Here is a 21,400-nt window from a genome sequence, read left to right on the forward strand (position 1 = left end):
GCACCCCGGCCTCCCGCCTCCCCGGATCGCGGGAGGCGGGAGGCCAGGTAGGTTGGAGCGCATGCCCGAAGCCGAACTGCCTGAAGTCGCCGCGATCGCGCGGGACCTGATCCGCTTCGACACGACGAACCACGGCGGCGGGCGCGCCGCCGGGGAGCGCGAGGCAGCCGAGTACGTCGGCGCCTACCTCGAAGGTCTGGGCCTGACCCCCGAATACTACGAGCCCATCCCACGGCGCACGAACGTGATGGCACGTGTTCCCGGGCGCGATCGCGACAAGCCCGCGCTGGTGCTGCACGGGCACCTCGATGTCGTCCCGGCCATCGCCGAGGACTGGAGCGTCGACCCGTTCGGCGGCGTCGTCGAGGACGGCATGCTGTGGGGCCGCGGCGCTGTCGACATGAAGGATATGGACGCCATGATCCTCACGTCGGTCGCCGACATCGTGCGCGCGGGGGAGCAGCCCGAGCGCGACCTCGTGCTCGCGTTCTTCGCCGACGAGGAGAACGGCGGTATCGAGGGCTCGGCTCTCGTGGTCGAGAATCACCCGGAGTGGTTCGCGGGCGCCACCGAGGCCATCAGCGAGGTTGGCGGGTACTCGATCCCCGTCGGCGATCGTCACGCCTATCTGCTGCAGGTGGGGGAGAAGGCCCTGGTGTGGATCCGTCTCGTCGCACGCGGTCGCGCCGCGCACGGCTCGAGCCTCCACGCCGACAACGCCGTCACGCGACTGGCCGAAGCCGTCGCGGCGTTGGGTCGCACGGCGTGGCCCGTCACCCTCACCGACACCACGCGCGAGATGACCGAGCGGCTCGCCGAGCTCACCGGCCAGGCGGCGAGCGATCCCGATGCGGTCGCCGCGGCGGCGGGCGCGGCATCCGGCTTCCTCCGCTCCACCCTGCGGACCACGACGAATCCCACCGGACTTGTGGCGGGCTACAAGCACAACGTCATCCCCGACCGCGCCGAGGCCCTCATCGACGTGCGGGTGCTGCCCGGCACCGAAGAGGCGGCCCTAGCCGACATCCGCCGCATCGTCGGCGACGGGGTCGAGGTCGAGGTGGTGCACCAGGACATCGGCTTGGAGGTTCCGTTCTCAGGCGACCTCGTCGACGCGATGGTCGCCGCCCTCGGCCGACACGATCCCGGGGCACCGGTCGTGCCGTACCTCATGGGCGGCGGCACCGACAACAAGGCGCTCGCGGCCCTGGGGATCGCCGGCTACGGGTTCGCACCGCTGCGGCTCCCGGCCGACCTGGACTTCACCGGCATGTTCCATGGGGTCGACGAGCGCGTGCCGATCGACGCGCTCGTGTTCGGCCAGGCCGTGCTCACCGATCTGCTCCGCACCTACTGAGAATCCGACGGATGCCGCGGCCCGCGGCATCCGTCCTGCACGGCTGAAAGGCGCCCATGCTTCTCGAAGCGATCATCCTCGGCTTCGTCCAGGGACTGACCGAGTTCCTGCCGATCTCCTCGAGCGCGCACCTGCGCATCCTCGGCGAGTTCCTGCCGTCGGCGCAGGACCCGGGTGCGGCGTTCACCGCCATCACCCAGATCGGCACCGAGGCGGCCGTGGTGGTCTTCTTCTGGCGCGACATCGTGCGCATCATCGGGCACTGGTTCCGGGCGCTGTTCGGCCGCATCCCGCGCAACGACCCGGACGCGAAGCTCGGCTGGCTGATCATCGTCGGCTCGATCCCCATCGTCGTGCTGGGCCTGCTGTTCCAGGACCAGATCGAGACGGTGCTGCGGTCGCTGTGGATCACCGCGGGCATGCTCATCTTCTTCGGCGTGCTGCTGGGCATCGCCGACCACGTCGGGGCCAAGAAGCGCAAGCTGCAGGACATCACCGTCGGCCACGGCGTGATCTACGGATTCGCGCAGTCGCTCGCCCTCATCCCGGGCGTATCACGCTCCGGAGGGACGATCACCGCCGGCCTCTTCATGGGCTATGAGCGGGCCGCGGCCGCCCGCTACGCCTTCCTGCTGGCGATCCCCGCGGTGTTCGGCAGCGGCTTCTTCCAGCTGTTCAAGAGCCTCGGCGAGCCCGGCGTCTTCACGCTCGGCGAGACCGCCGTCGCGACCGCGGTGGCGTTCATCGTGGCGCTCGGCGTGATCGCGTTCTTCATGAACTGGATCTCCAAGCACAGCTTCCTGCCGTTCGTGGTCTACCGCGTGGCGCTCGGCTCGCTGCTGCTGGTGCTGCTCAGCATGGGCGTCATCAACCCCTAGCCGCGGTAGCGCCCGCTCACACACCGGCGCTTCACGTGCTGTCGAGATACCGCGGTCTCGTCGAGCAACCACGCTGTCGGCGCCGATAGCGGGGTTGCTCGCCGACAACGCGGTTGGTCGACGGATGCCGCGACCCGGCCGGACCCGGCCGCCGCGTGCCGCCGCGTGCCGCCGCGTGCCGCCGCAATGTGAAGGCGCCGGAGGCCGCTCAGCGGCGCGGGTCGTCGCGTCCGGGCTTCTGCGGCCCGTCGCCGGGCTTGCCGTCGGTCCGGCGGAGGTAGCGCTCGAACTCCTGCGCGATCGCGTCGCCCGAGGCCTCGGGGGAGTCCCACGTGTCGCGCGTGCGCTCGAGCTGGTGGATGTACTCCGTCATCTCCTCGTCGTCGGCCGCGGCGGCGTCGATGGACGCCTCCCACGCAGCCGCCTCGGTGGCCAGATCGCCGCGCGAGACCGGAGCACCGGTGATGTCCTCGAGCCTGTCCAGGAGAGCCAGCGTCGCCTTGGGCGACGGGGTGTGGCCGGCGACGTAATGGGGGACGCTCGCCCACAGGCTCGCCGTCGGGATGCCGGCGCGCTCGGCGGCGTCGCCCAGCACGCTGAGGATGCCGACCGGCCCCTCATACGTGCTGCGCTCCAGCGACAGCTTGCCGCGGAGCGCTTCGTTGTCGCTGCCGGCGAAGACCGAGATGGGGCGCGTGTGCGGCACGTCCGACATCATCGATCCGATCGCGACGAATCCGGTGATGTCCTCGCGGAGGGCCACGTCGACGAACTCCGAGGCGAACGCCTGCCAGGCGCGGGCCGGCTCGACGCCGGTAAGGAGCCACAGCTGAGTGCCGCGGGTCGCCCGGGCGGGGCGCAGCAGCGTGGCCTCGGGCCAGCGCAGGCTGCGGCTGCCGTCGCCGTCGGCGGCGATGTGCGGTCGCGTGTACTGGTAGTCGAAGTACAACTCGGGGTCGACCGAGAACACGGTCTCGTACGAGCCGCCCTCGCGCAGCTGGGTGATCGCGGACGACGCGGCTTCGCCCGCGTCGTTCCAGCCGTCGAACGCGGCGACGAGAACACGACGACCCAGTCCGTCCACGAGACCCCCTCTTCCCGCAACCGCTGCGGGTTCCTTCCAGGATAGGCCCCCCTCCCGGCGGGGGGCCGGAGGCCCCTCGTAGGATTGGACGGTGAACGCGCCCCGACTCGCCGCCGTCCTGTGGGACATGGACGGAACCCTCGTCGACACCGAGCCCTACTGGATGGCGGCCGAGACGCCGCTCATCGAGAGCTTCGGAGGGACGTGGTCCCACGAGCAGGCTCTCGGGCTCGTCGGCCTCGGACTCGAGGACTCCGCGCGCATCCTGCAGGGGACGGGCGTGCGGATGACCACCGACGCCATCGTCGACCACCTCACCGACGACGTCATGCGTCAGCTTGCCGACACCGGCGTGCCGTTCCGGCCCGGTGCCCGCGAGCTGCTCGCAGGGCTGCGAGCGGCCGGCATCAAGACGGGTCTCGTGACGATGTCGATGCGCCGGATGGCGCAGACCGTCGTGGACCTCATCGACTTCGATGCCTTCGACGTCGTCGTCGCGGGCGACGACGTCACCCGCCCGAAGCCGTTCCCCGATCCCTACCTGCAGGCGTGCGAGGCGCTGGGGGTGACCCCCGAGGAGACGGTCGCGATCGAGGACTCGCCGAACGGACTGCGCTCGGCGGTCGCGTCGGGCGCCGCCGTCATCGGCGTGCCGCTCATGGTCTCGCTGACCGGGGCCGGAGCGCACACGCTGTGGGAGACGCTCGAAGGACGCACGGCCGACGACGTCGTCGCCTTCCACGCCACGCACCGCTCGCGCGCCAGCGCCCGCCACTCGACCGAGGAGGTCGCCCGATGACTCCCGACACCGCCATCGCCGAGGAGCGCCCGAGCGGTCCGTTCCGCCTCGGCGACCGCGTGCAGCTGACCGGTCCCAAGGGACGGCTGCACACGATCACGCTCCGACCGGGCGGCGAGCTGCACACGCACCACGGCGTGCTCAAGCACGAGCAGCTCGTCGGCCAGCCCGACGGGTCGGTCGTCGCCAACAGCGGCGGGCACGGATACCTCGCCCTGCGGCCGCTGCTGCGGGACTTCGTGATGTCGATGCCCCGCGGCGCAGCCATCGTGTACCCGAAGGACGCCGCCCAGATCCTCGCCGAGGCCGACATCTTCCCCGGTGCCACGGTCGTCGAGGCGGGCGTCGGGTCGGGCGCCCTGTCGCTGTGGCTGCTGCGCGCCATCGGCGCCGAGGGCCGCCTGGTGTCGTTCGAGCGGCGCGACGACTTCGCTGCGGTCGCCCGCGCGAACGTCGAGACCTTCACCGGCCATGTCCCCGCCAACTGGGACGTCGTCGTGGGCGACCTGGCGCAGGAGCTGGCGGATGCCGTGCCCCCGGCATCCGTCGATCGCGTCGTCCTCGACATGCTGGCACCGTGGGAGTGCATCGACGCGGTCGCCGACGCGCTCACGCCCGGCGGAGTGGTGGTGTGCTACGTGGCGACGGCGACCCAGCTCAGCCGCGTCGCCGAGTACATCCGCGGCACCGGGCTGTTCACCGAGCCCGACGCCAACGAGACGATGGTGCGCGGCTGGCACGTCGAGGGCCTGGCCGTGCGGCCCGATCACCGCATGGTCGCGCACACCGGCTTCCTGGTCTGGGCGCGGCGACTGGCGCCCGGCGCCATCCCGCCCGAGGTCAAGCGCCGCGCGTCGAAGTCGAGCTATGGCGACGAGGACGTCGAGCTGTGGACGCCGGGAGCGGTGGGCGACCGGCAGATCACCGACAAGAACCTGCGCAAGCGCGTGCGCGAAGCCGAGCGTGCCGCGGAGGGCGCCCGCCTGGCATCGGGGCGTTCGGACGAGCCGGGCGAGTCCGCCTAAACTAGCCCGGTGCGCAAGATCCCCGCTGCCCTCGCCGTCCTCGGACTGGTGACCGTCGGCCTCACCGGGTGCTCCCTGCCCGGGTCGTCCGACTGCTCCCGTCCCGCCGTGTCCGATGCCGATGTGATGGACCTCATCGACGTGAGCGGCGAGATCGGCGAGCAGCCCGACGTGGAGATCTACACGCCGCTGAAGGCCTCGCAGCTCGCGTTCGAGGACGTCGTCGTGGGCGACGGCACCCCGATCACCACCGGCACCCAGCCCGTCGTGCTCGACGTCTCACTGTTCAGCGGTGCCACCGGCGAGCTGCTGGCCGAGTCGCCCTACGACGGCGACCTGTCGCGGGTGTCGTCGGTGTCGCAGTTCTCGAACTTCCCCGGATTCGAGGAGGCGCTGCAGTGCGCCACCGAGGGGTCGCGCGTCGCCATCGCACTGTCGCCCGACGACCTCGGCGAGGGCGTGGCAGGCCAGGCCGGTCTCGATGAGGGCGACGCGCTCGTCGCCGTCATCGATCTTCACAAGGTCTACCTCGCCTCGGCAGACGGCCAGAACCAGTTCAACAGCGGCTTCGGGCTGCCCAGCGTCGTGCGCGCACCCGACGGCCGCCCGGGCCTGATCATCCCCGACGGCGCTCCGCCGACCGACCTCGTCGTGCAGACCCTCAAGAAGGGCACAGGCGAGGAGGTGACCGGTGAGCAGCCGGTGCGCGTTCACTACACCGGTGTCGTGTGGGGCGAGAACGAGCCCTTCGACACGACGTGGGACAGCCAGCCCGCTCCGCTCACCCTGGACGCCGTCGTTCCCGGCTTCGCCGAGGCCCTCGCGGGCCAGACGGTCGGCTCGCAGATCCTCGCCGTCATCCCGCCCGACCAGGGCTACGGCGACGAGGCACAGGGCTCGATCCCGGCCGGATCCACGCTCGTGTTCGTCATCGACATCCTCGGTGTCGACGCCGTCCCGGCGGAGTGAGCCCGGGTTCGACGACCCCGCCGCGAGCGGCTCTAAGATAGGCGGGTGCCTGCCACCGCCGCCGCGAAGATCCCGCCCGAGGAGCGCCTGGTCAACCTCGTGGTGGCGCTGATCGCGACCGATCAGGGGCTCACGAAGGACACCATCCTCACCTCGGTCGCCGGCTACCGCGAGCAGAGCGAGGCGGGTGCCTCCAAGGACGCGCTCGAGAAGATGTTCGAGCGCGACAAGGAATCGCTGCGCGGCCTCGGTGTGCCGATCGAGACGATCGGCGACTGGGCCGACCCCGACGATCTGCGCGAGGCGCGGTACCGCGTGCCCAGCGCCGAGTACGAGCTCCCCGAAGACATCGAGTTCACCCCGGCCGAGCTAGCGCTGCTCACGCTCGCCGGCGGCGTGTGGAGCGAGAGCTCCATGTCGGACGACGCCCGCAGCGGCCTGCGCAAGATCCGGGCCCTGGGCGACCTCGTCGACGAGCCGATCATCGGGTTCTCGCCGCGTCTGACGATGCACGACCCCGCCTTCCCGGCGTTGCAGCAGGCCATCGAGCAGAGTCGGGTCGTCACCTTCCCGTACCTCAAGCCGGGGGAGGCGGCGCCTCGCACGCGCCGCATCCAGCCGTTGGCGCTCGTCGAGTACGAGGGGCGCTGGCACGTGTTCGGCATCGATCTCGACGTTGACGCCGATCGCACGTTCCTCCTCACACGCATCGTCGGTCCGGTCGTGCTCACGCGCGCGTCGTTCGACCCGGCGCTGCGGGAGGGCGCGGGGGACCGTGCTCTCGCCGGCCTCGACGAGGTCGCCGCCCGCAACTCCGCGCTCCTGGAGGTGAACCCGGGCACCGAGGCGGCGCTGCGGCTGGCCCGACGTGCACAGCCGGCTGAGCAGGGCATCCGCGTCGCGTATGTCGACGCGCACATCTTCGCCGACGAGCTCGCCTCGTACGGACCCGAGGTGCGGGTGGTCGAACCCGCGGACCTGCGAGACCGTGTGATCGATCGCCTCGCCGCCACCCGCGACCTGCACGGGGGAGTGTCATGACCTCCAGGCGACCCCTCGTCGCGACCGACCGCGCCGCCCTGATGCTGCAGCTCGTGCCGTACCTGATCGGCAAGGGCGAGGTGTCGCTGGCGGAGGCCGCCGACGAGTTCGACGTCTCGCCCGAGCAGATGCGGTCGATGGTCGAGAAGCTCACCGTCATCGGTCTGCCCGGGGATCGCGGCTACTGGCAGATGGCGAACGACCTGTTCGACATCGACTGGGACCTTCTCGACGAGCGCGACCTCATCGTCATCACGAACTCCGTGGGTCTCGAGCGCGCGCCGAAGCTGACGGCGCGCGAGGCGGCGGCCCTGCTGGCGGGGCTGCAGCTGGCGCGCTCGATCCCCGGGGTCGGCGACACCGAGCTCTACGCCGGACTCCTCGCCAAGCTGGCGCGGGGTGCCTCCGCCATGCCCCCGGAGATGATCCTCGCGACCGAGCCGGTCGACGCGGTGCGCGACCTGGTCGCCGACGCGCTGCGCCGCGGCGTGGCCGTCTCGTTCACCTACAAGGCGCCGGATGCCGCACCCACCACGCGGACGGTGGACCCCGTCAAGGTGCACATCGCGAGCGGGCAGTGGTACCTGCAGGGGTGGTGTCACCTGCGCGAGGCGATGCGCACGTTCCACCTCGACCGCGTCAGCGACCTCGAGCTCACCGGGATCCCCAGCACGCACGCCGGCGATCACGTGCCGGACTGGTTCGACACCGGCGCGGGAGAGGTCGTCATCCGCATCCGGTTCCCCGAGGAGGTGGCCCCGCTGCTCGGCGACTACCTCGACCGCGCGACGCTCGAGACGGCTGACGGCGTCACGATCGCCACGATGCGGGTCGCCGACGAGCTGACCCTCCGCCGCCCGGTCACCCGGCGCGGCGGGGCGGTCGAGGTGCTCGAACCCGCCGGCGCCCGGCGCGCTGTCGCGGAATGGGCGGAGGCTGGACTCGCCCAATACCGCTGACGGCGGCGTAGCGTCACGCGGTGATATTAGACTTAGCGGCATCCCCGCTGAAGCGAACGACGGAGCACCTCATGTTGGGCAATCTGAACGGCTGGCACCTGATCATCCTGCTCGTCGTCATCCTCTTGCTGTTCGGCGCGGCCAAGCTGCCGGCGCTCGCCAAGAGCATGGGGCAGTCCGCCCGTGTGTTCAAGGGCGAGATGAAGGCCATGAAGGATGAGGACAAGGCCGCCGAGGCCGCACCCGCTGCGAACGTCGCAGACTCCTCGGCCGCAGACAAGACGACTCCCGCAGCCCCCGGCACCACTGACGGCATCCGCGACCAAAAGCCCTAGCGGATGGTAGCCGCAACCGGCTCCGCATCGGTCGACGGCCCGGAGCTGCCCAAGCGCGACAAGAGGATGTCGCTGGGAGCGCATCTTCTCGAACTGCGCAAACGACTCGTGTTCGCTGCGCTCGGGTTGCTGGTCGGCATGGTGATCGCCTTCATCATCACCGACCCGATCATCCACTGGATCACGGAGCCCATCCGCATCATCACGGAGAAGCGGGGTGACGACTTCTCCGCGCTCAACTTCGGAACGGTCACCTCGGCATTCGATCTGCGGATGCGGATCGCGTTCTCGATCGGACTCTTCGTGTCGGCACCGATCTGGTTGTGGCAGATCTGGGCTTTCATCATGCCGGGGCTGACGCGCAAGGAGATCAAGTACACGGTCGGGTTCGTCGTTGCGGCGGTACCCCTGTTCTTCATCGGCTGCTACGTCGGGCTGCTGATCGTGCCCCACGTGATCGAGCTCATGTGGGGATTCACACCCGATGGCGCGGTGAACTTCTACGCGGCGGCGGAGTACTACGACTTCGTCTTCAAGCTGATGATCGTGATCGGCATCTCTTTCGTGCTCCCCGTCTTCCTCGTCGCGCTCAACCTGGCGGGCATCATTTCGGGCCGGGGCATTCTGAAGGGCTGGCGTGTCGCAGTCATCGTCGCGACTGCGTTCGCCGCTCTCGCGACGCCTGCAGCCGACGTGGTGAGCATGCTCATGCTGGCGGGCATCCTCATCGTGCTGTTCATCGCGGCCGCGGGTCTGTCGATGCTGTTCGATCGACGCAAGGCGAAGCGCGACGCCACACTCCTGCCGCCCGAGGCGTCGGCGTGACCGACCCTGCTCCCGCCGAGCGGTATGCGCGAGCCCGCGAGACGGCCCAGCTGGATCGCACGCACCCGATCACGGCCGACTTCGCCGCCTCGCAGCGGTTCACGCTCGACCCGTTCCAGATCGAGGGATGCCGCGCCCTCGAGGACGGCCGCAGCGTGCTGGTCGCGGCGCCCACCGGTGCCGGGAAGACCATCGTCGGCGAGTTCGCCGTGCACCTGGCGATGCGCGAACCGGGCGACAAAGCGTTCTACACCACGCCGATGAAGGCGCTGTCGAACCAGAAGTTCCGCGAGTTGCAGGACGTCCACGGCCCCGACGAGGTGGGCCTTCTCACCGGCGACACCAACATCAACGGCAGCGCGCGCATCGTCGTCATGACCACCGAAGTGCTGCGCAACATGCTCTACGCCGACTCGCCGGCACTGCGTGGACTGCGGTACGTGATCATGGACGAGGTCCACTACCTCGCCGATCGGTTCCGCGGCGCGGTGTGGGAGGAGGTCATCATCCACCTCGCGCCGAGCGTCCGGCTCGTGTCGCTGTCGGCGACGGTGTCCAACGCCGAGGAGTTCGGCGACTGGCTCGACACCGTGCGCGGCGACACCGAGGTGATCGTCTCCGAGACCCGCCCGGTGCCCCTCGAGCAGCACGTGCTCGTGCGCGGCGACCTGCTCCCGCTGTTCGACGATCGCGCCGGTGTCGCAACGGCGCAGGTGAACCAGGAGCTGATGCGCATCCGCTCGTTCAAGGGGCAGAACTTCGAGCGCAACCATCGGGTGCAAGCGGCCAACAGTGCGCGGCAGGCCGGGTACGAGGCATCCCGTCGCCGTCCGAACCGGGGCGCGAAGCGGCCGGTGCGCTCTGCGAACGTGCAGCGGATCGAGCGACTGGATCGCCCGGACGTCGTCGAGCTGCTCGGCCGCTCGAACCTGCTTCCCGCGATCTTCTTCATCTTCAGCCGCGCCGGCTGCGACGCCGCCGTGCAGCAGGTGCGGCGATCGGGCGTGCGGCTGACCTCGCCGGACGAGCGCCGCGAGATCCGCGCCGTCATCGAAGAGCGCACCCGCACCCTCCTCGAGGAGGACCTTGCGGTCCTCGGCTTCTGGGAATGGCGGGAGAACCTCGAGCGCGGCGTCGCGTCCCACCACGCGGGCCTCCTGCCGGCCTTCAAGGAGGTCGTGGAGGAGCTCTTCCAGCGCAAGCTCGTGAAGGTCGTGTTCGCCACCGAGACGCTCGCCCTCGGGATCAACATGCCCGCCCGCACCGTCGTGCTGGAGAAGCTCGAGAAGTTCAACGGCGAGGCGCGCGTCGCGATCACGTCGGGGGAGTACACGCAGCTGACCGGACGTGCGGGGCGCCGCGGCATCGACGTCGAGGGGCATGCCGTCATTCAGTGGACCGAGGGCCTGGATCCGCAAGCCGTCGCGGCGCTGGCCTCGCGGCGCACGTACCCGCTGAACTCCAGCTTCCGTCCGACGTATACCATGGCGGTCAACCTGATCGACCAGTTCGGAAGGGCGAAGGCGCGCGACATCCTCGAGTCGTCGTTCGCGCAGTTCCAGGCCGATCGCGCCGTCGTCGGAATCGCGCGGCAGGTGCGCGAGCAGGAGGAATCGCTCGCCGGCTACCAGAAGGCGATGACGTGCGACCGCGGCGACTTCGCCGAGTACTCGCGCATCCGCCGCGAGCTGAGCGACCTCGAGAAGACCAATCGCAAGGACGCCGGCGCATCCCGCCGCACGCGCGACGAGCGGCAGCGCCACATCGACGGCCTGCGCAAGCAGATGCAGCGGCATCCGTGTCATCAGTGCCCCGATCGCGAGCACCACGCGCGGTGGGCCGAGCGCTACTGGAAGCTCAAGCGCGAGATCGACAGGCTGCGGCGCCAGATCGACTCGCGCACCGGCACGGTGGCGCGGATCTTCGACCGCGTCGTCGACGTCCTGGGGGCGCTCGAGTACGTCTCGGTCGACGCCGAGGGCACCACGACGCTGACCCCCGCGGGGCGGACCATGCGGCGCATCTACGGCGAGCGCGACCTGCTCGTCGCCGAGTCGCTGCGCCGCGGGATCTGGAAGGATCTGGATGCCGCGTCCCTGGCGGCGCTCGCGTGCTCGCTCGTGTACGAGCCCCGGCGCGACGACGCCGGGCCGGGGGAGCGCGGGCTTCCGCGGGGGCCGTTCCGTCCGGCGTTCGAGGCGACTCTCACGCTCTGGCAGGAGCTCGACGATGTCGAGCAGGAGCACCGCCTCCCCGGCACGGAGCCGGTCGCGGCCGGACTCGCGCAGGCCATGCACACCTGGGCGCGCGGCGGGATGCTCGATCGCGTGCTGATCGAGGCCGACATGGCTGCCGGCGACTTCGTGCGCTGGACGAAGCAGACGATCGATCTCCTCGACCAGCTCTCGCTCGTGGCGGATCAGCCGATCGCCGGCACGGCCCGGAAGGCACTCGATGCCGTGCGACGAGGCATCGTCGCCTACTCGGGCGTCTAGCGCGGCGGGCGAGGCCATCGTGCTCGCCTAGGCTGAAACCGTGCCACCCGACCCCTCGCCGCGCCCCATCCTGCCGCTGTGGGCGGCCGTCGCGGTGTCAGCGGCGGCGGGCGCGCTGTTCGACGTGTCGTTCCCGTCGGTGGCCTGGTGGCCGATGGCCTTCGTCGCGGTCGCGCTGGCGCTGGTGACACTGGTGGGTCGCAGCATCGGCGGATCGCTGCTGACGGGACTCGCGTTCGGTCTCGCGTTCTACCTGCTCAACGTCGACTTCACCGCCGAGTGGGTGGGGCCGCTGCCCTGGCTCGCCCTGTCGCTGCTGGAGGCGCTCATCGTCGCCGGCGGCGCGGTGCTCATCGCGCTCGCCTATCGGTGGGTGCCGCGCGTGGTCACGCGGCGCAGCCGGGTCCTGCTGACATCCGTGCTCGCCGCAGGCCTCTGGACCGCTCGAGAGGCGGTGACGGGGAGCTTCCCGTACGGCGGCTTTCCGTGGGGCCGCGTGGGCACGTCGCAGGTCAGCGGTCCGTTCGCCGAGGTCGTGTCGTGGACGGGCACGGCCGGGCTCAGCTTCCTGATCGTCGCGATGGTGGCGGCGGCCGTCGAGCTCGTGCGCGCGCCACGGCGACGCACCGACAGCCTCCGGGGTCTTCTGCCCGTCGGTGTGCTCGCCCTCATGGCCACTGCGCTCCTGCTGGTCCCCGCGTGGGCGACCATACCCACCGGCACCATGAGGGTGGCCAGCGTCCAGGGCAACGGCCCGGCGGGGTACTTCGACGAGCGCCAGGCCGGCGACATCCTGGAGTCGCAGTACGACGCGACGCAGCCGCTGTTCGGGGCCGAGGACGTGGACGTGCTCCTGTGGCCCGAGGGCAGCGTCGACGTCGACCCCGAGGAGTCGCCGGTGGCGGCGGCCGCCCTCGACCGTGTGGCGAGGGAGGTCGGCGCGCCGCTCGTGGCGAACCGCATCGACCGACGCGGCGACGAGTACTTCAACATGTCGTTCCTCTGGCGCGACGGCAGCGGCATCGAGCAGACGTACGACAAGCGCAACCCGGTGCCCTTCGGCGAGTACGTGCCCGACCGCGAGTTCTACGCGTCGATCGCGCCCGACCTCATCGGCATGATCGGCCGCGATTACACCCCCGGCACCACGCCGCCGGTGTTCGACATCGACGGGACGATCGCCGGGCTCGCCATCTGCTTCGACGTCATCTACGACGCCCTGGTCTGGGAGGGCGCGCGCGACGGCGCGGAGATCTACCTGTTCCAGACCAACAACGCCGACTTCCGCGGGACGGACGAGAACCTTCAGCAGCTGGCTGTCGCGCGCCTGCGCGCGATCGAGACCGGCCGCTCGGTGGTCAACCTGTCCACGGTCGGCACCAGCCAGGTGATCGCGCCAGACGGCTCGACCATCGACGGGCTGCCCGCCGACGAGCCGGGCCACATGCTCACCGACGTGCCCCTGCGCACGGGACTGACGCCCGCGGTCGTCGCGGGGGGCTGGGTGAACGCCACCCTGTCGTGGGGCGCCGTCGCGATCCTCGTCGGTCTCGGCGTGCGGGTGCGCTGGGGTGCCCGTGGGAACGCGAAAACGCCGGCCCCGTAGGGCCGGCGTCGCGCGGTCTTCAGCTCAGGCGCTGAGCTTGTCGGCCGGGGTGTTCTCGCTCGCGCCGCGACGTGCGCGGACATAGGCGAGGCGCTCCTCCAGCAGCTCTTCGAGCTCCGGGATGGTGCGGCGCTCCAGAAGCATGTCCCAGTGGCTGCGGGGGGTCTTGTCACCGGAGTGGTCGACGGTCGCGGTGCCGTCGCCGACACGCAGCAGCGCCTCGGCGCCACACGTGCGGCACTCCCACGCCGGGGGAACCTCGGCGTCGGCCGCGAAGGTCAAAGTCGTGTCACGTCCGCACGACGTGCACGTGTAGATGTGCTGTGCGCGCTCATGGAACACGACGCCCTCTTCGCTCTGTAGGCTCTGGGCGCCGAGTCGGATGCCGCGCAGACTGCGGTCTGCCATTTTGTGGTCCTCTCGTCGCTGTACAGGTATAACGAAGCGACCTGAGCGGATCATCCGAAGGGGGCCTGTTCATCGACCTTTCACAGTGGATGCACAGGCGAATGACGTGGCCGTCGGCCGACCGTGCTAGGAGAGCGTGGCGAGGGCGATGTCGGCGCGGTCTGTCACGATCCCATCGACCCCCATGGCGACCAGCCGCATCATGTCATCGGGGGCGTTCACGGTCCACACGTGCACCTCGACGCCGTGGCGATGCGCGGCGGCCACGAGGCGCGGAGTCACCACGCGCAGCCGGCCCTGGCGCTCGGGGACCTGGAGCGCATCCACGCCCGCGAGCGCACGAGCCACGAGGCGGTCCGACCGGGCCGACACGGCGGCGAGCACGCGCGCGATGGTGCCACGCCCGGCGGACGTGGCAGGACGGATGCCGCGACCTGCCGCAGCCGCCGCGGTGAGCGCCGCCCGCCTGCGGTCGTCGGCGAAGCTCGTCAGCAGCACACGGTCGGCGAACGGGGCGATCTCTGCGCCGACGGCGGTCGCGGCATCCGCTGCCTTCACATCGAGGTTGAACCTGAGGGTCGGGAACGAGGAGAGCGCCTGGTGCAGAGTGATGAGGCCGCCGCGCGCGGCCATGAGGTGCTCCAGCTCACGTGACGACACATCGGCGACCTTGCGGGGGTCGCCTGTCACCCGGGAGAGGTCGTCGTCGTGGAAGAGCACGACGACGCCGTCGGAGGTGCGGTGGCAGTCCGACTCGACGTAGGCGGCGCCCGCCGAATGAGCGGCGGCGACGGCTGCGAAGGAGTTCTCGACGATGCCGTGGCCGGCCTCTTCGGGCGTGACGAGACCGCGGTGGGCGAGCACGCGTGGCGTCGGAACGCCGGAGAACCAGGGGTGGGTCACGGAGTGGGCGGGGTGACCGCGGGCGGCGGGCCGCCGGCGGTCGCACTGCCGGAGGACGGCCCACCGGCGACCGCCCCTGCCGGGGCGGTTCCGCCGCCGGCCTGACCGCGGCCGCGGGCCGCGGCATCCGCCATCACACCGGAGAACGACCCCGTCAGACCCTTGAGGGCGTCGGTGAATTCGCTCGGGATGATCCAGAGCTTGCTCGACGCGCTGTCGGCGATCTTCGGCAGGGTCTGGAGGTACTGGTAGGCGAGCAGCTTGTCGTCGGGGTTGCCCGAGTGGATGGCGTCGAAGACGGTCTGGATCGCCTCGGCCTCACCCTGTGCGCGGAGGACAGCGGCCTGCTTGTCGCCCTCGGCGCGGAGGATCTCGGCCTGACGGCGACCCTCGGCCTCGAGGATCTGCGACTGCTTCGAGCCCTCGGCGGTGAGGATCGCGGCACGCCGGTCGCGCTCGGCGCGCATCTGCTTCTCCATGGAGTCCTGGATCGAGATGGGCGGGTCGATGGCCTTCAGCTCGACGCGCGAGACGCGGATGCCCCATTTGCCGGTCGCCTCATCGAGCACGACGCGGAGCTGGCCGTTGATCTCGTCGCGGCTGGTGAGCGCCTCCTCGAGGTTCAGGCCGCCGACGACGTTGCGGAGGGTCGTGGTGGTCAGCTGCTCGACGGCGCCGAGGTAGTTGGCGATCTCGTACGTGGCGGCGCGCGCGTCGGTGACCTGGAAGTACACGACGGTGTCGATGGAGACGACGAGGTTGTCCTCGGTGATCACCGGCTGAGGCGGGAACGAGACGACCTGCTCGCGCATGTCGATGAGCGGGCGGAGCCGGTCGATGAACGGCACCAGCAGGTTCAGCCCGGGGGAGAGGGTCTTGTGGTAGCGGCCCAGCCGCTCGACGATGCCGGCGCTCGCCTGCGGGATGATCCGGATGGACCGGAAGATCACCACCAGCACGAAGATGAAGACGGCGATCGCGAGGATCCACCCGATCACCGCCGGGATGGCAGAGGTGAAGTCGTTCATACGCGGGGATCCTCCGGTGCGGTCAGGGGGTCGGGGGAGTCGGAGCGGACGACGGCGGTGGCGCCGTCGATGCGGCTGACTCGGATGCGGGCACCCGGCTCGAGCTCGCCCGATTCGGCGCGCGCCGTCCAGACGTCGCCGTTCGCGAGCTTCACCTGGCCGCCGTGGGCGCCGACGGACGAGACGACCGTGCCGCCGAGGCCGATCAGCGCGTCGACGTTCGACGGGGTGGGATCCTCGCCGCGGCGCAGCCGCCGCAGAAGCGGCGGGCGCAGCACCAGCACCAGGATCGCGGCCACACCGGCCGCGACGATGACCTGCAGCCAGATCGGCGCGCCGACCAGGTCGGTGACGAGGCCCGCGAGGCCGCCGATGCTCAGCATCAGGAAGGTGAAATCGAGAGTGAGCATCTCGATGACCAGGAAGACGAGGATCAGAACGAGCCAGCCGATCCACGCCCACTGCTCGATGGTCTGGATGAGCTCCACGGTGCGCCTCCTCTTGCCTCGAACCTAGCAGGTAGGGTCGCTGTGTGACTGAGACATCCACCCCGATTCCCGCCGGTGCACTGAACGGCAGAACCGCACTCGTGACGGGCTCGTCCCGCGGTATCGGCGCCGACACGGCCCGCTACCTGGCGCAGGCCGGCGCGAACGTCGTCATCAACTACCGCAACAAGGCCCCGCGTGCCGAGAAGCTCGCGACCGAGCTGCGTGAGCTCGGGGTCGAGGTGCTCGTGGTGGGGGCGGACCTCACCGACGCGGCATCCGTGCAGGCGATGTTCGACGAGGTCGAGGCGACGTTCGGGGGTCTCGACGTCCTCGTGCTGAACGCATCCGGCGGCATGGAGTCGGGCATGGCTGAGGACTACGCGCTGCAGCTCAACCGCGATGCGCAGGTGCGCGTGCTCGAGACCGCGCTTCCGCTTCTCGGCGAGGGATCGCGCGTGGTCTTCGTCACGAGCCACCAGGCGCACTTCATCCGCACCACGCCGACGATGCCCGAGTACGAGCCCGTGGCCCTGTCCAAGCGTGCGGGCGAGGACGCGCTGCGTGAGCGCATCCCGGCTCTCACCGAGCGCGGCGTGGAGTTCGTGGTCGTCTCGGGCGACATGATCGAGGGCACGATCACCGCGACGCTCCTGGAGCGGGCGAACCCGGGGGCGATCTCGGCCCGACGGGAGGACGCCGGCAAGCTCTACAACGTGGCCGAGTTCGCCGCGGAGGTCGCCCGCGCGGCGATCGACCCGGTGCCGGCCGACAACACGCGTCTGGTCGGCGACGTCTCGTCGTTCGGAACGGAGTGAGGCATGCGCGCACACGACATCGAGACGCTCGTCTCGGTCGGGCGGCCCGAGGTCGCCCCCGACGGCTCGTTCGCCGTCTTCGCCACTTCACGTCCTGACATCGCCGCCAACCGCGGCGTCGGCCAGGTCTGGCGCATCGACCTCCCGGACGGCACCCCGCGCCGCCTCACCCGCGGCACCGCCGACAGCTCTCCGAAACTCTCGCCCGACGGCTCGCGCATCGCCTTCCTGCGCGGCGACGCCAAGGGCAAGCCCCAGGTGCACGTCGTCGCGGCGGGCGGGGGAGAGCCCGTGCAGGCGACCGACGCCGTGCTGGGCGTCGAGGAGTTCGCGTGGTCGCCCGACGGCGCGACCCTGGCCTTCCTGGCGCGCGTGCCCGAGAAGGGCCGCTACGGGAGCGTCGAGGGGCTGGATGCCGCGGCCGAGGCACCGCGCCACATCACGGGCGTTCGTTGGCACGCGAACGGCCTCGGGTACATCGCCGATCGACCCGCTCACGTGTTCACGATCCCGGCGCCTCTGCCTGACGCCGAGCCGTTCTACGAGCCGGCGGCGGCCGTGCGCCCCGACGATGCGACCCCTCCCAAGAGGACGGTGGTCGCCGCCGAGGCGCGTCAGCTGACGGAGGGTGAGCGGTCGCACGGAGGACTCGTGTTCACCGCCGATGGACGGGAGCTGCTGACCCTGCCCGACGAGATCGAGCCGCAGCGGCGTGACCTCCGCTCGCGCATCCTCGCCGTGACCGTCGACGGCTCGGGCGAACGCGAGGTGCTCGGCACCGACGCCGGTCTGTCGCTCTACTCCCTCGCGGTGGCCGACGACGGGGCGGTCGCGGCGCTCGCGCACGAGGTCGGCGACGGCGTCGACTTCGTCGCCCCCGGCGTCGGACTGTGGATCGTCGAGAGCGACGGTCCGCGCCGCCTCACCGACGCCGAGACCATCTACCTCGGGGACGGGTACATCACGACCGACGGCGACGGGTTCCTCGTGCAGGACACCACGCGCGGCCGGGTGCGGCTGCTCCGCGTCACCCGCGACGGCGACATCGCGGAGGCGCTCGGCGGCGACCTCGAGGTCGCCGGCCACGCGGCCTGCGGCGATCGGGTGGTCGCCTCCGTCTCGAGACCGGATTCGTTCGGCGAGCTCGTGCTCGTCCGCGACGGCGAGGCGCACACGCTGACGTCCTTCGGCGCGCGGTCGGCGGCATCGGGCATCGTCCTGCCCAAGGAGCTGACCGTCACCGGACGCGACGGCTATCCCGTGCACGGCTGGGTGGCCACGCCCGAGGGTGAGGGGCCGTTCCCGGTCATCCTGCAGATCCACGGCGGGCCGTACGCCTCGTACGGTGTCCACCTCTTCGATGAGACGCAGGTGCTGGTGGATGCCGGCTACGCCGTCGTCTACTCCAACCCGCGCGGCTCCGTCGGCTACGGGCGGGCGCACGGGCGCAGCATCCGTCAGCAGATGGGCACGGTCGACTTCGCCGATGTGATCGACTTCCTCGAAGGCGCGATCGCCGACGACACGCGCCTGGACGGTGACCGCGTGGGCGTGCAGGGTGGCTCCTACGGCGGGTACCTCACCGCGTGGGTGATCGCGCACGATCACCGGTTCGCCGGGGCCATCGTGGAGCGCGGGTTCCTGGAGCCGCTCTCGTTCCAGGGCACGAGCGACATCGGCTCGTTCTTCGGAGACGAGTACGTGGGCGTCTCGGACGACGACATCGCGCGGCAGAGCCCGATGGCCGTGGTCGGCCAGGTGACGACGCCGACCCTCGTGATGCACTCGGAGCTCGACTTCCGCTGCCCGCTCGAGCAGGCGACGCGCTACTACGCGGCGCTCAAGCGCCAGGGCACCGAAGCCGAGCTGCTGGTGTTCCCGGGAGAGAACCACGAGCTCACGCGTTCGGGCCAGCCACGCCACCGCGTGCAGCGCTTCGACGCCGTGCTCGATTGGTGGGCACGGCACCTGCCTGTCAGCTGACGGGGACGCAAGAGGACGGCCCCGGGAGCGGATGCTCCCGGGGCCGTCCTCTTGCGTCAGGCTCGGATCAGAGGTCGCCCTTGAAGGTGAAGGCGCGCACGACGTTGATGATGCCGAGGACGATGAGCGAGATGCCCAGCAGCCACCACAGCACCGCGATGCCCCACACCGGAGTGAAAAGCAGGATGATGCCGGCGATGATGCTCAGGATGGCGAAGAAGATCGACCAGCCCTTCGACGCCGCGTCGCCGAGCGTCGAGAGCGCGACGATGCCCTCGACGATCCACATGATGCCGACGAGGATGCCGAGGAACAGCGCCAGCCATGCGGTCGTCTGACCGAGGTTGAACAGCGCCACGACGCCGGCGATGATGAACAGGATGCCGAGGGCGATGTGGCCGACGCGGGCCCAGCCGCCCTTCGTCTTGGAGAAGATGCCGAGACCGGCGTAGACGAGGCCGGCCGCGATGGCGTAGATCGCGATGATCGCGGTGACGACCGCGGCGGACTTCGCCGGCCAGACCAGGATCAGGATTCCGACGATGATGGCGAGGACACCGCCGACGCCGAGCGCCGTGCGGATCCCGTTGACGGCCGACTTCTCGGCTTCGGATGCAGTGGACATTCGCGGGGCCTTTCTGAGAGTTCCCTGTACGGGTGCGGCTAAAGCTTAGACCCGCTGTCGAACTTCGCGGCAACCGTGAACGTGTGTTGCCAGAAGCCCGTCGCACCCACCCGCCGCGCCGCGCTAGCGTGAGCCTGCGTGTTTCCGTGAGTACGCGCGTCGGCGACGGCGTGCAGGAAGAGGGTTGCGATGGCCGTCATCTCGAGAGGCTTCGGCGCACGGCGCCGCGAGAGCGACCCGCGGCTGCCACCTGGTCAGTACCTGACCGAGGACTTCCCGGTGCTCTCGGCCGGTCCGACCCCTCGCATCGATCTCGACGACTGGCGGTTCGGCATCCGCACCGAAGCCGGCACCGGCGCCTCGTGGACGTGGGACGAGTTCATGGCACTGCCCATCGAGGACGTCCACACCGACATCCACTGCGTCACGCGCTGGTCGAAGCTGGGCACGTCCTGGCGCGGCGTGTCGCTGGACACCCTGCTGGACGCGGTCGAGACCGATGCCTCGTATGCGATGGCCCATTCGTATGGCGGCTACACCACGAACGTGCCGCTCGACGAGCTGCGCGACGGCCGCGCGTGGGTCGCGTTCGAGTTCGGCGGCGAGCCCCTCGATCCCGAGCACGGTGGCCCGGCGCGACTGCTCGTGCCGCATCTCTACTTCTGGAAGAGCGCGAAGTGGGTGCGCGGACTCACGCTCATGGACGAGGACGAACCCGGATTCTGGGAGCAGAACGGCTACAACATGCACGGCGACCCCTGGACTGAGGAGCGGTATTGGTGACGGTCGGGGACTGGCGTCCCGGCCGGGTCGTGGCGGCGGTCGACGTCACGCCGTCCGCGCGCATCCTGCGACTGCAGGTGCCGGGATGGCCGGGCAACGACGCCGGCCAGCACGTCGATCTCCGTCTCACCGCGGATGACGGCTACCAGGCCGTCCGGTCGTACTCGCTGGGGTCGTACGGCCCGGGTGACACCATCGAACTCGCGGTGGACGAGATCCCCGAGGGCGAGGTGTCGCCGTATCTGGTGCGCGACGTCCTTCCGGGCGACGAGCTCGAGGTCAAGGGGCCCCTCGGCGCCTACTTCGTGTGGCGGGCCGGGGGAGAGGGCCCGGTGCAGCTCATCGCCGGGGGGTCGGGCATCGTGCCGCTGATGGCGATCGTGCGAGCGGCGACGGATGCCGGAGCCGCGGCATCCGTCCGGCTCCTGTACTCGGTCCGCACGCCGGAGGACGCGATATATCGTGATGAGCTGGCGGCCGCGGCGACCGACGGGGGAGTAGGGGTGGCCTGGCGGTATACCCGCGCCGCCCCGGAGGGCTGGCAGGGCGCCGTGGGACGCGTCGACGAGGCGGCGCTGCGCGAGGCCACGTGGGAGCCGGACCGTGCGCCGATCTTCTACGTGTGCGGGCCGACTGGATTCGTCGAGCACGTCGCCGACGCGCTCGTGCGGCTCGGGCATCCGCCCGCGCGGATCAGGACCGAACGCTTCGGAGGTGCATGATGCGAGCGGAGAATGCGACGAGCGTCGTCGACGGCAACGCCGCGGCCGGCATGCTGTGGGACGTCTTCGGGGCGGATGTGACCGCGCTCATCGGCGTCTGCGGCGGCTGCGGAGCTGCGGCGCCGGTCGCCGAGACGGTGGTCGAGCTGGACGACGTGGCCGCCATCGTTCGCTGCCGCAGCTGCACCCACACGCTGTTCACCGTGCTGCACGGCCCCGACGGGGTGCGGCTGGTGGTCGGCACGCTGCGCGAACTGGCACGCCCATAG

General features: G+C 70.5%; 22 protein-coding genes. 16 read left to right on the plus strand and 6 right to left on the minus strand.

Annotated features, from left to right (window positions below; genetic code table 11):
* The first annotated feature begins 61 nt into the window (after positions 1-61).
* Complete coding sequence (locus IM767_RS08500) at positions 62-1,357, plus strand: M20/M25/M40 family metallo-hydrolase (protein ID WP_109209388.1); 1,296 nt, start codon at positions 62-64, stop codon at positions 1,355-1,357.
* Positions 1,358-1,413: 56 nt separating this feature from the next.
* Positions 1,414-2,235, plus strand: coding sequence for an undecaprenyl-diphosphate phosphatase (locus IM767_RS08505; protein WP_109209389.1), 822 nt, complete (start codon positions 1,414-1,416; stop codon positions 2,233-2,235).
* A 208-nt stretch (positions 2,236-2,443) separates the two neighbouring features.
* On the opposite strand, the gene IM767_RS08510 is transcribed toward IM767_RS08505, so the two are convergent.
* Positions 2,444-3,319, minus strand: coding sequence for a PAC2 family protein (locus IM767_RS08510; protein ID WP_109209390.1), 876 nt, complete (start codon positions 3,317-3,319; stop codon positions 2,444-2,446).
* A 91-nt stretch (positions 3,320-3,410) separates the two neighbouring features.
* Between IM767_RS08510 and IM767_RS08515 the strand changes: the two genes are divergently transcribed.
* From IM767_RS08515 to lnt, 9 genes are all read left to right on the plus strand, one after another.
* Complete coding sequence (locus IM767_RS08515; protein WP_194398840.1) at positions 3,411-4,118, plus strand: HAD family hydrolase; 708 nt, start codon at positions 3,411-3,413, stop codon at positions 4,116-4,118.
* Positions 4,115-5,143, plus strand: a complete 1,029-nt coding sequence (locus IM767_RS08520) for a tRNA (adenine-N1)-methyltransferase (RefSeq protein WP_109209391.1) — start codon at positions 4,115-4,117, stop codon at positions 5,141-5,143. The genes IM767_RS08515 and IM767_RS08520 overlap by 4 nt, the downstream gene beginning before the upstream one ends.
* A gap of 9 nt (positions 5,144-5,152) precedes the next feature.
* The gene (locus tag IM767_RS08525; RefSeq protein WP_109209392.1) at positions 5,153-6,112 is read left to right on the plus strand and encodes an FKBP-type peptidyl-prolyl cis-trans isomerase; all 960 of its coding nucleotides are present in this window, start codon (positions 5,153-5,155) and stop codon (positions 6,110-6,112) included.
* A gap of 45 nt (positions 6,113-6,157) precedes the next feature.
* Complete coding sequence (locus IM767_RS08530; protein ID WP_109209393.1) at positions 6,158-7,153, plus strand: helix-turn-helix transcriptional regulator; 996 nt, start codon at positions 6,158-6,160, stop codon at positions 7,151-7,153.
* On the plus strand, positions 7,150-8,112 hold the full coding sequence (locus IM767_RS08535; RefSeq protein ID WP_109209394.1) for a helix-turn-helix transcriptional regulator: 963 nt from the start codon (positions 7,150-7,152) through the stop codon (positions 8,110-8,112). Before IM767_RS08530 ends, IM767_RS08535 begins: the two co-directional genes overlap by 4 nt.
* Before the next feature lie 71 nt (positions 8,113-8,183).
* Positions 8,184-8,447: a Sec-independent protein translocase subunit TatA gene (tatA, locus tag IM767_RS08540; RefSeq protein WP_109209395.1), complete on the plus strand. Its 264-nt coding sequence runs from the start codon at positions 8,184-8,186 to the stop codon at positions 8,445-8,447.
* Positions 8,448-8,513: 66 nt separating this feature from the next.
* Positions 8,514-9,272 (plus strand): twin-arginine translocase subunit TatC, encoded by a 759-nt coding sequence (gene tatC, locus IM767_RS08545; RefSeq protein ID WP_109209518.1) that lies wholly within the window; start codon positions 8,514-8,516, stop codon positions 9,270-9,272.
* Positions 9,269-11,767, plus strand: coding sequence for a DEAD/DEAH box helicase (locus tag IM767_RS08550; RefSeq protein WP_109209396.1), 2,499 nt, complete (start codon positions 9,269-9,271; stop codon positions 11,765-11,767). The genes tatC and IM767_RS08550 overlap by 4 nt, the downstream gene beginning before the upstream one ends.
* A 40-nt stretch (positions 11,768-11,807) precedes the next feature.
* Positions 11,808-13,373 (plus strand): apolipoprotein N-acyltransferase, encoded by a 1,566-nt coding sequence (gene lnt / locus IM767_RS08555; RefSeq protein ID WP_109209397.1) that lies wholly within the window; start codon positions 11,808-11,810, stop codon positions 13,371-13,373.
* A 24-nt stretch (positions 13,374-13,397) separates the two neighbouring features.
* Here the strand turns inward: lnt and IM767_RS08560 are convergent, their stop codons facing one another.
* The 4 genes from IM767_RS08560 to IM767_RS08575 form a co-directional block, all read right to left on the minus strand.
* A complete protein-coding gene (locus tag IM767_RS08560; protein ID WP_109209398.1) occupies positions 13,398-13,781 on the minus strand; it encodes an RNA polymerase-binding protein RbpA in 384 nt (127 codons plus the stop codon).
* Positions 13,782-13,907: 126 nt separating this feature from the next.
* Positions 13,908-14,684: a glycerophosphodiester phosphodiesterase family protein gene (locus IM767_RS08565; RefSeq protein WP_109209399.1), complete on the minus strand. Its 777-nt coding sequence runs from the start codon at positions 14,682-14,684 to the stop codon at positions 13,908-13,910.
* Entirely contained in the window at positions 14,681-15,712 is a 1,032-nt protein-coding gene (locus IM767_RS08570; protein ID WP_109209400.1) for an SPFH domain-containing protein, read from the minus strand. The genes IM767_RS08565 and IM767_RS08570 overlap by 4 nt, the downstream gene beginning before the upstream one ends.
* Positions 15,709-16,200 (minus strand): NfeD family protein, encoded by a 492-nt coding sequence (locus tag IM767_RS08575; RefSeq protein WP_109209401.1) that lies wholly within the window; start codon positions 16,198-16,200, stop codon positions 15,709-15,711. Before IM767_RS08575 ends, IM767_RS08570 begins: the two co-directional genes overlap by 4 nt.
* Before the next feature lie 44 nt (positions 16,201-16,244).
* Here IM767_RS08575 and IM767_RS08580 point away from each other — a divergent pair, with 44 nt between their 5' ends.
* Positions 16,245-17,018, plus strand: a complete 774-nt coding sequence (locus tag IM767_RS08580) for an SDR family oxidoreductase (RefSeq protein WP_109209402.1) — start codon at positions 16,245-16,247, stop codon at positions 17,016-17,018.
* 3 nt (positions 17,019-17,021) lie between these two features.
* Positions 17,022-19,001 carry a S9 family peptidase gene (locus IM767_RS08585; protein WP_109209403.1) on the plus strand — a complete coding sequence of 660 codons (1,980 nt, stop codon included), beginning with the start codon at positions 17,022-17,024 and terminating at the stop codon, positions 18,999-19,001.
* Between the two features lie 67 nt (positions 19,002-19,068).
* On the opposite strand, the gene IM767_RS08590 is transcribed toward IM767_RS08585, so the two are convergent.
* Positions 19,069-19,626, minus strand: a complete 558-nt coding sequence (locus tag IM767_RS08590; protein WP_109209404.1) for an HdeD family acid-resistance protein — start codon at positions 19,624-19,626, stop codon at positions 19,069-19,071.
* Between the two features lie 189 nt (positions 19,627-19,815).
* Between IM767_RS08590 and IM767_RS08595 the strand changes: the two genes are divergently transcribed.
* Genes IM767_RS08595 through IM767_RS08605 form a run of 3 tightly spaced genes read left to right on the plus strand, consistent with a single transcriptional unit; the run spans position 19,816 to position 21,400 of the window.
* Positions 19,816-20,409: a sulfite oxidase-like oxidoreductase gene (locus tag IM767_RS08595; RefSeq protein ID WP_109209405.1), complete on the plus strand. Its 594-nt coding sequence runs from the start codon at positions 19,816-19,818 to the stop codon at positions 20,407-20,409.
* On the plus strand, positions 20,406-21,131 hold the full coding sequence (locus IM767_RS08600) for a ferredoxin reductase (RefSeq protein ID WP_109209406.1): 726 nt from the start codon (positions 20,406-20,408) through the stop codon (positions 21,129-21,131). Before IM767_RS08595 ends, IM767_RS08600 begins: the two co-directional genes overlap by 4 nt.
* A complete protein-coding gene (locus IM767_RS08605; RefSeq protein WP_239453207.1) occupies positions 21,128-21,400 on the plus strand; it encodes a DUF6510 family protein in 273 nt (90 codons plus the stop codon). The genes IM767_RS08600 and IM767_RS08605 overlap by 4 nt, the downstream gene beginning before the upstream one ends.

This window comes from Microbacterium ureisolvens (assembly GCF_015278315.1).
GTDB lineage: Bacteria > Actinomycetota > Actinomycetes > Actinomycetales > Microbacteriaceae > Microbacterium > Microbacterium ureisolvens.

What these genes read in the sequence shown, in the direction of transcription:
- IM767_RS08535 (WP_109209394.1), top strand. Translation starts at nt 7,150, where the DNA reads ATGACCTCCAGGCGACCCCTCGTCGCGACCGACCGCGCCGCCCTGATG.
- IM767_RS08520 (WP_109209391.1), top strand. Translation starts at nt 4,115, where the DNA reads ATGACTCCCGACACCGCCATCGCCGAGGAGCGCCCGAGCGGTCCGTTC.
- tatC (WP_109209518.1), top strand. Translation starts at nt 8,514, where the DNA reads ATGTCGCTGGGAGCGCATCTTCTCGAACTGCGCAAACGACTCGTGTTC.
- IM767_RS08505 (WP_109209389.1), top strand. Translation starts at nt 1,414, where the DNA reads ATGCTTCTCGAAGCGATCATCCTCGGCTTCGTCCAGGGACTGACCGAG.
- IM767_RS08570 (WP_109209400.1), bottom strand. Translation starts at nt 15,712, where the DNA reads ATGAACGACTTCACCTCTGCCATCCCGGCGGTGATCGGGTGGATCCTC.
- IM767_RS08585 (WP_109209403.1), top strand. Translation starts at nt 17,022, where the DNA reads ATGCGCGCACACGACATCGAGACGCTCGTCTCGGTCGGGCGGCCCGAG.
- IM767_RS08595 (WP_109209405.1), top strand. Translation starts at nt 19,816, where the DNA reads ATGGCCGTCATCTCGAGAGGCTTCGGCGCACGGCGCCGCGAGAGCGAC.
- IM767_RS08500 (WP_109209388.1), top strand. Translation starts at nt 62, where the DNA reads ATGCCCGAAGCCGAACTGCCTGAAGTCGCCGCGATCGCGCGGGACCTG.
- IM767_RS08605 (WP_239453207.1), top strand. Translation starts at nt 21,128, where the DNA reads ATGATGCGAGCGGAGAATGCGACGAGCGTCGTCGACGGCAACGCCGCG.
- tatA (WP_109209395.1), top strand. Translation starts at nt 8,184, where the DNA reads ATGTTGGGCAATCTGAACGGCTGGCACCTGATCATCCTGCTCGTCGTC.
- IM767_RS08590 (WP_109209404.1), bottom strand. Translation starts at nt 19,626, where the DNA reads ATGTCCACTGCATCCGAAGCCGAGAAGTCGGCCGTCAACGGGATCCGC.
- IM767_RS08560 (WP_109209398.1), bottom strand. Translation starts at nt 13,781, where the DNA reads ATGGCAGACCGCAGTCTGCGCGGCATCCGACTCGGCGCCCAGAGCCTA.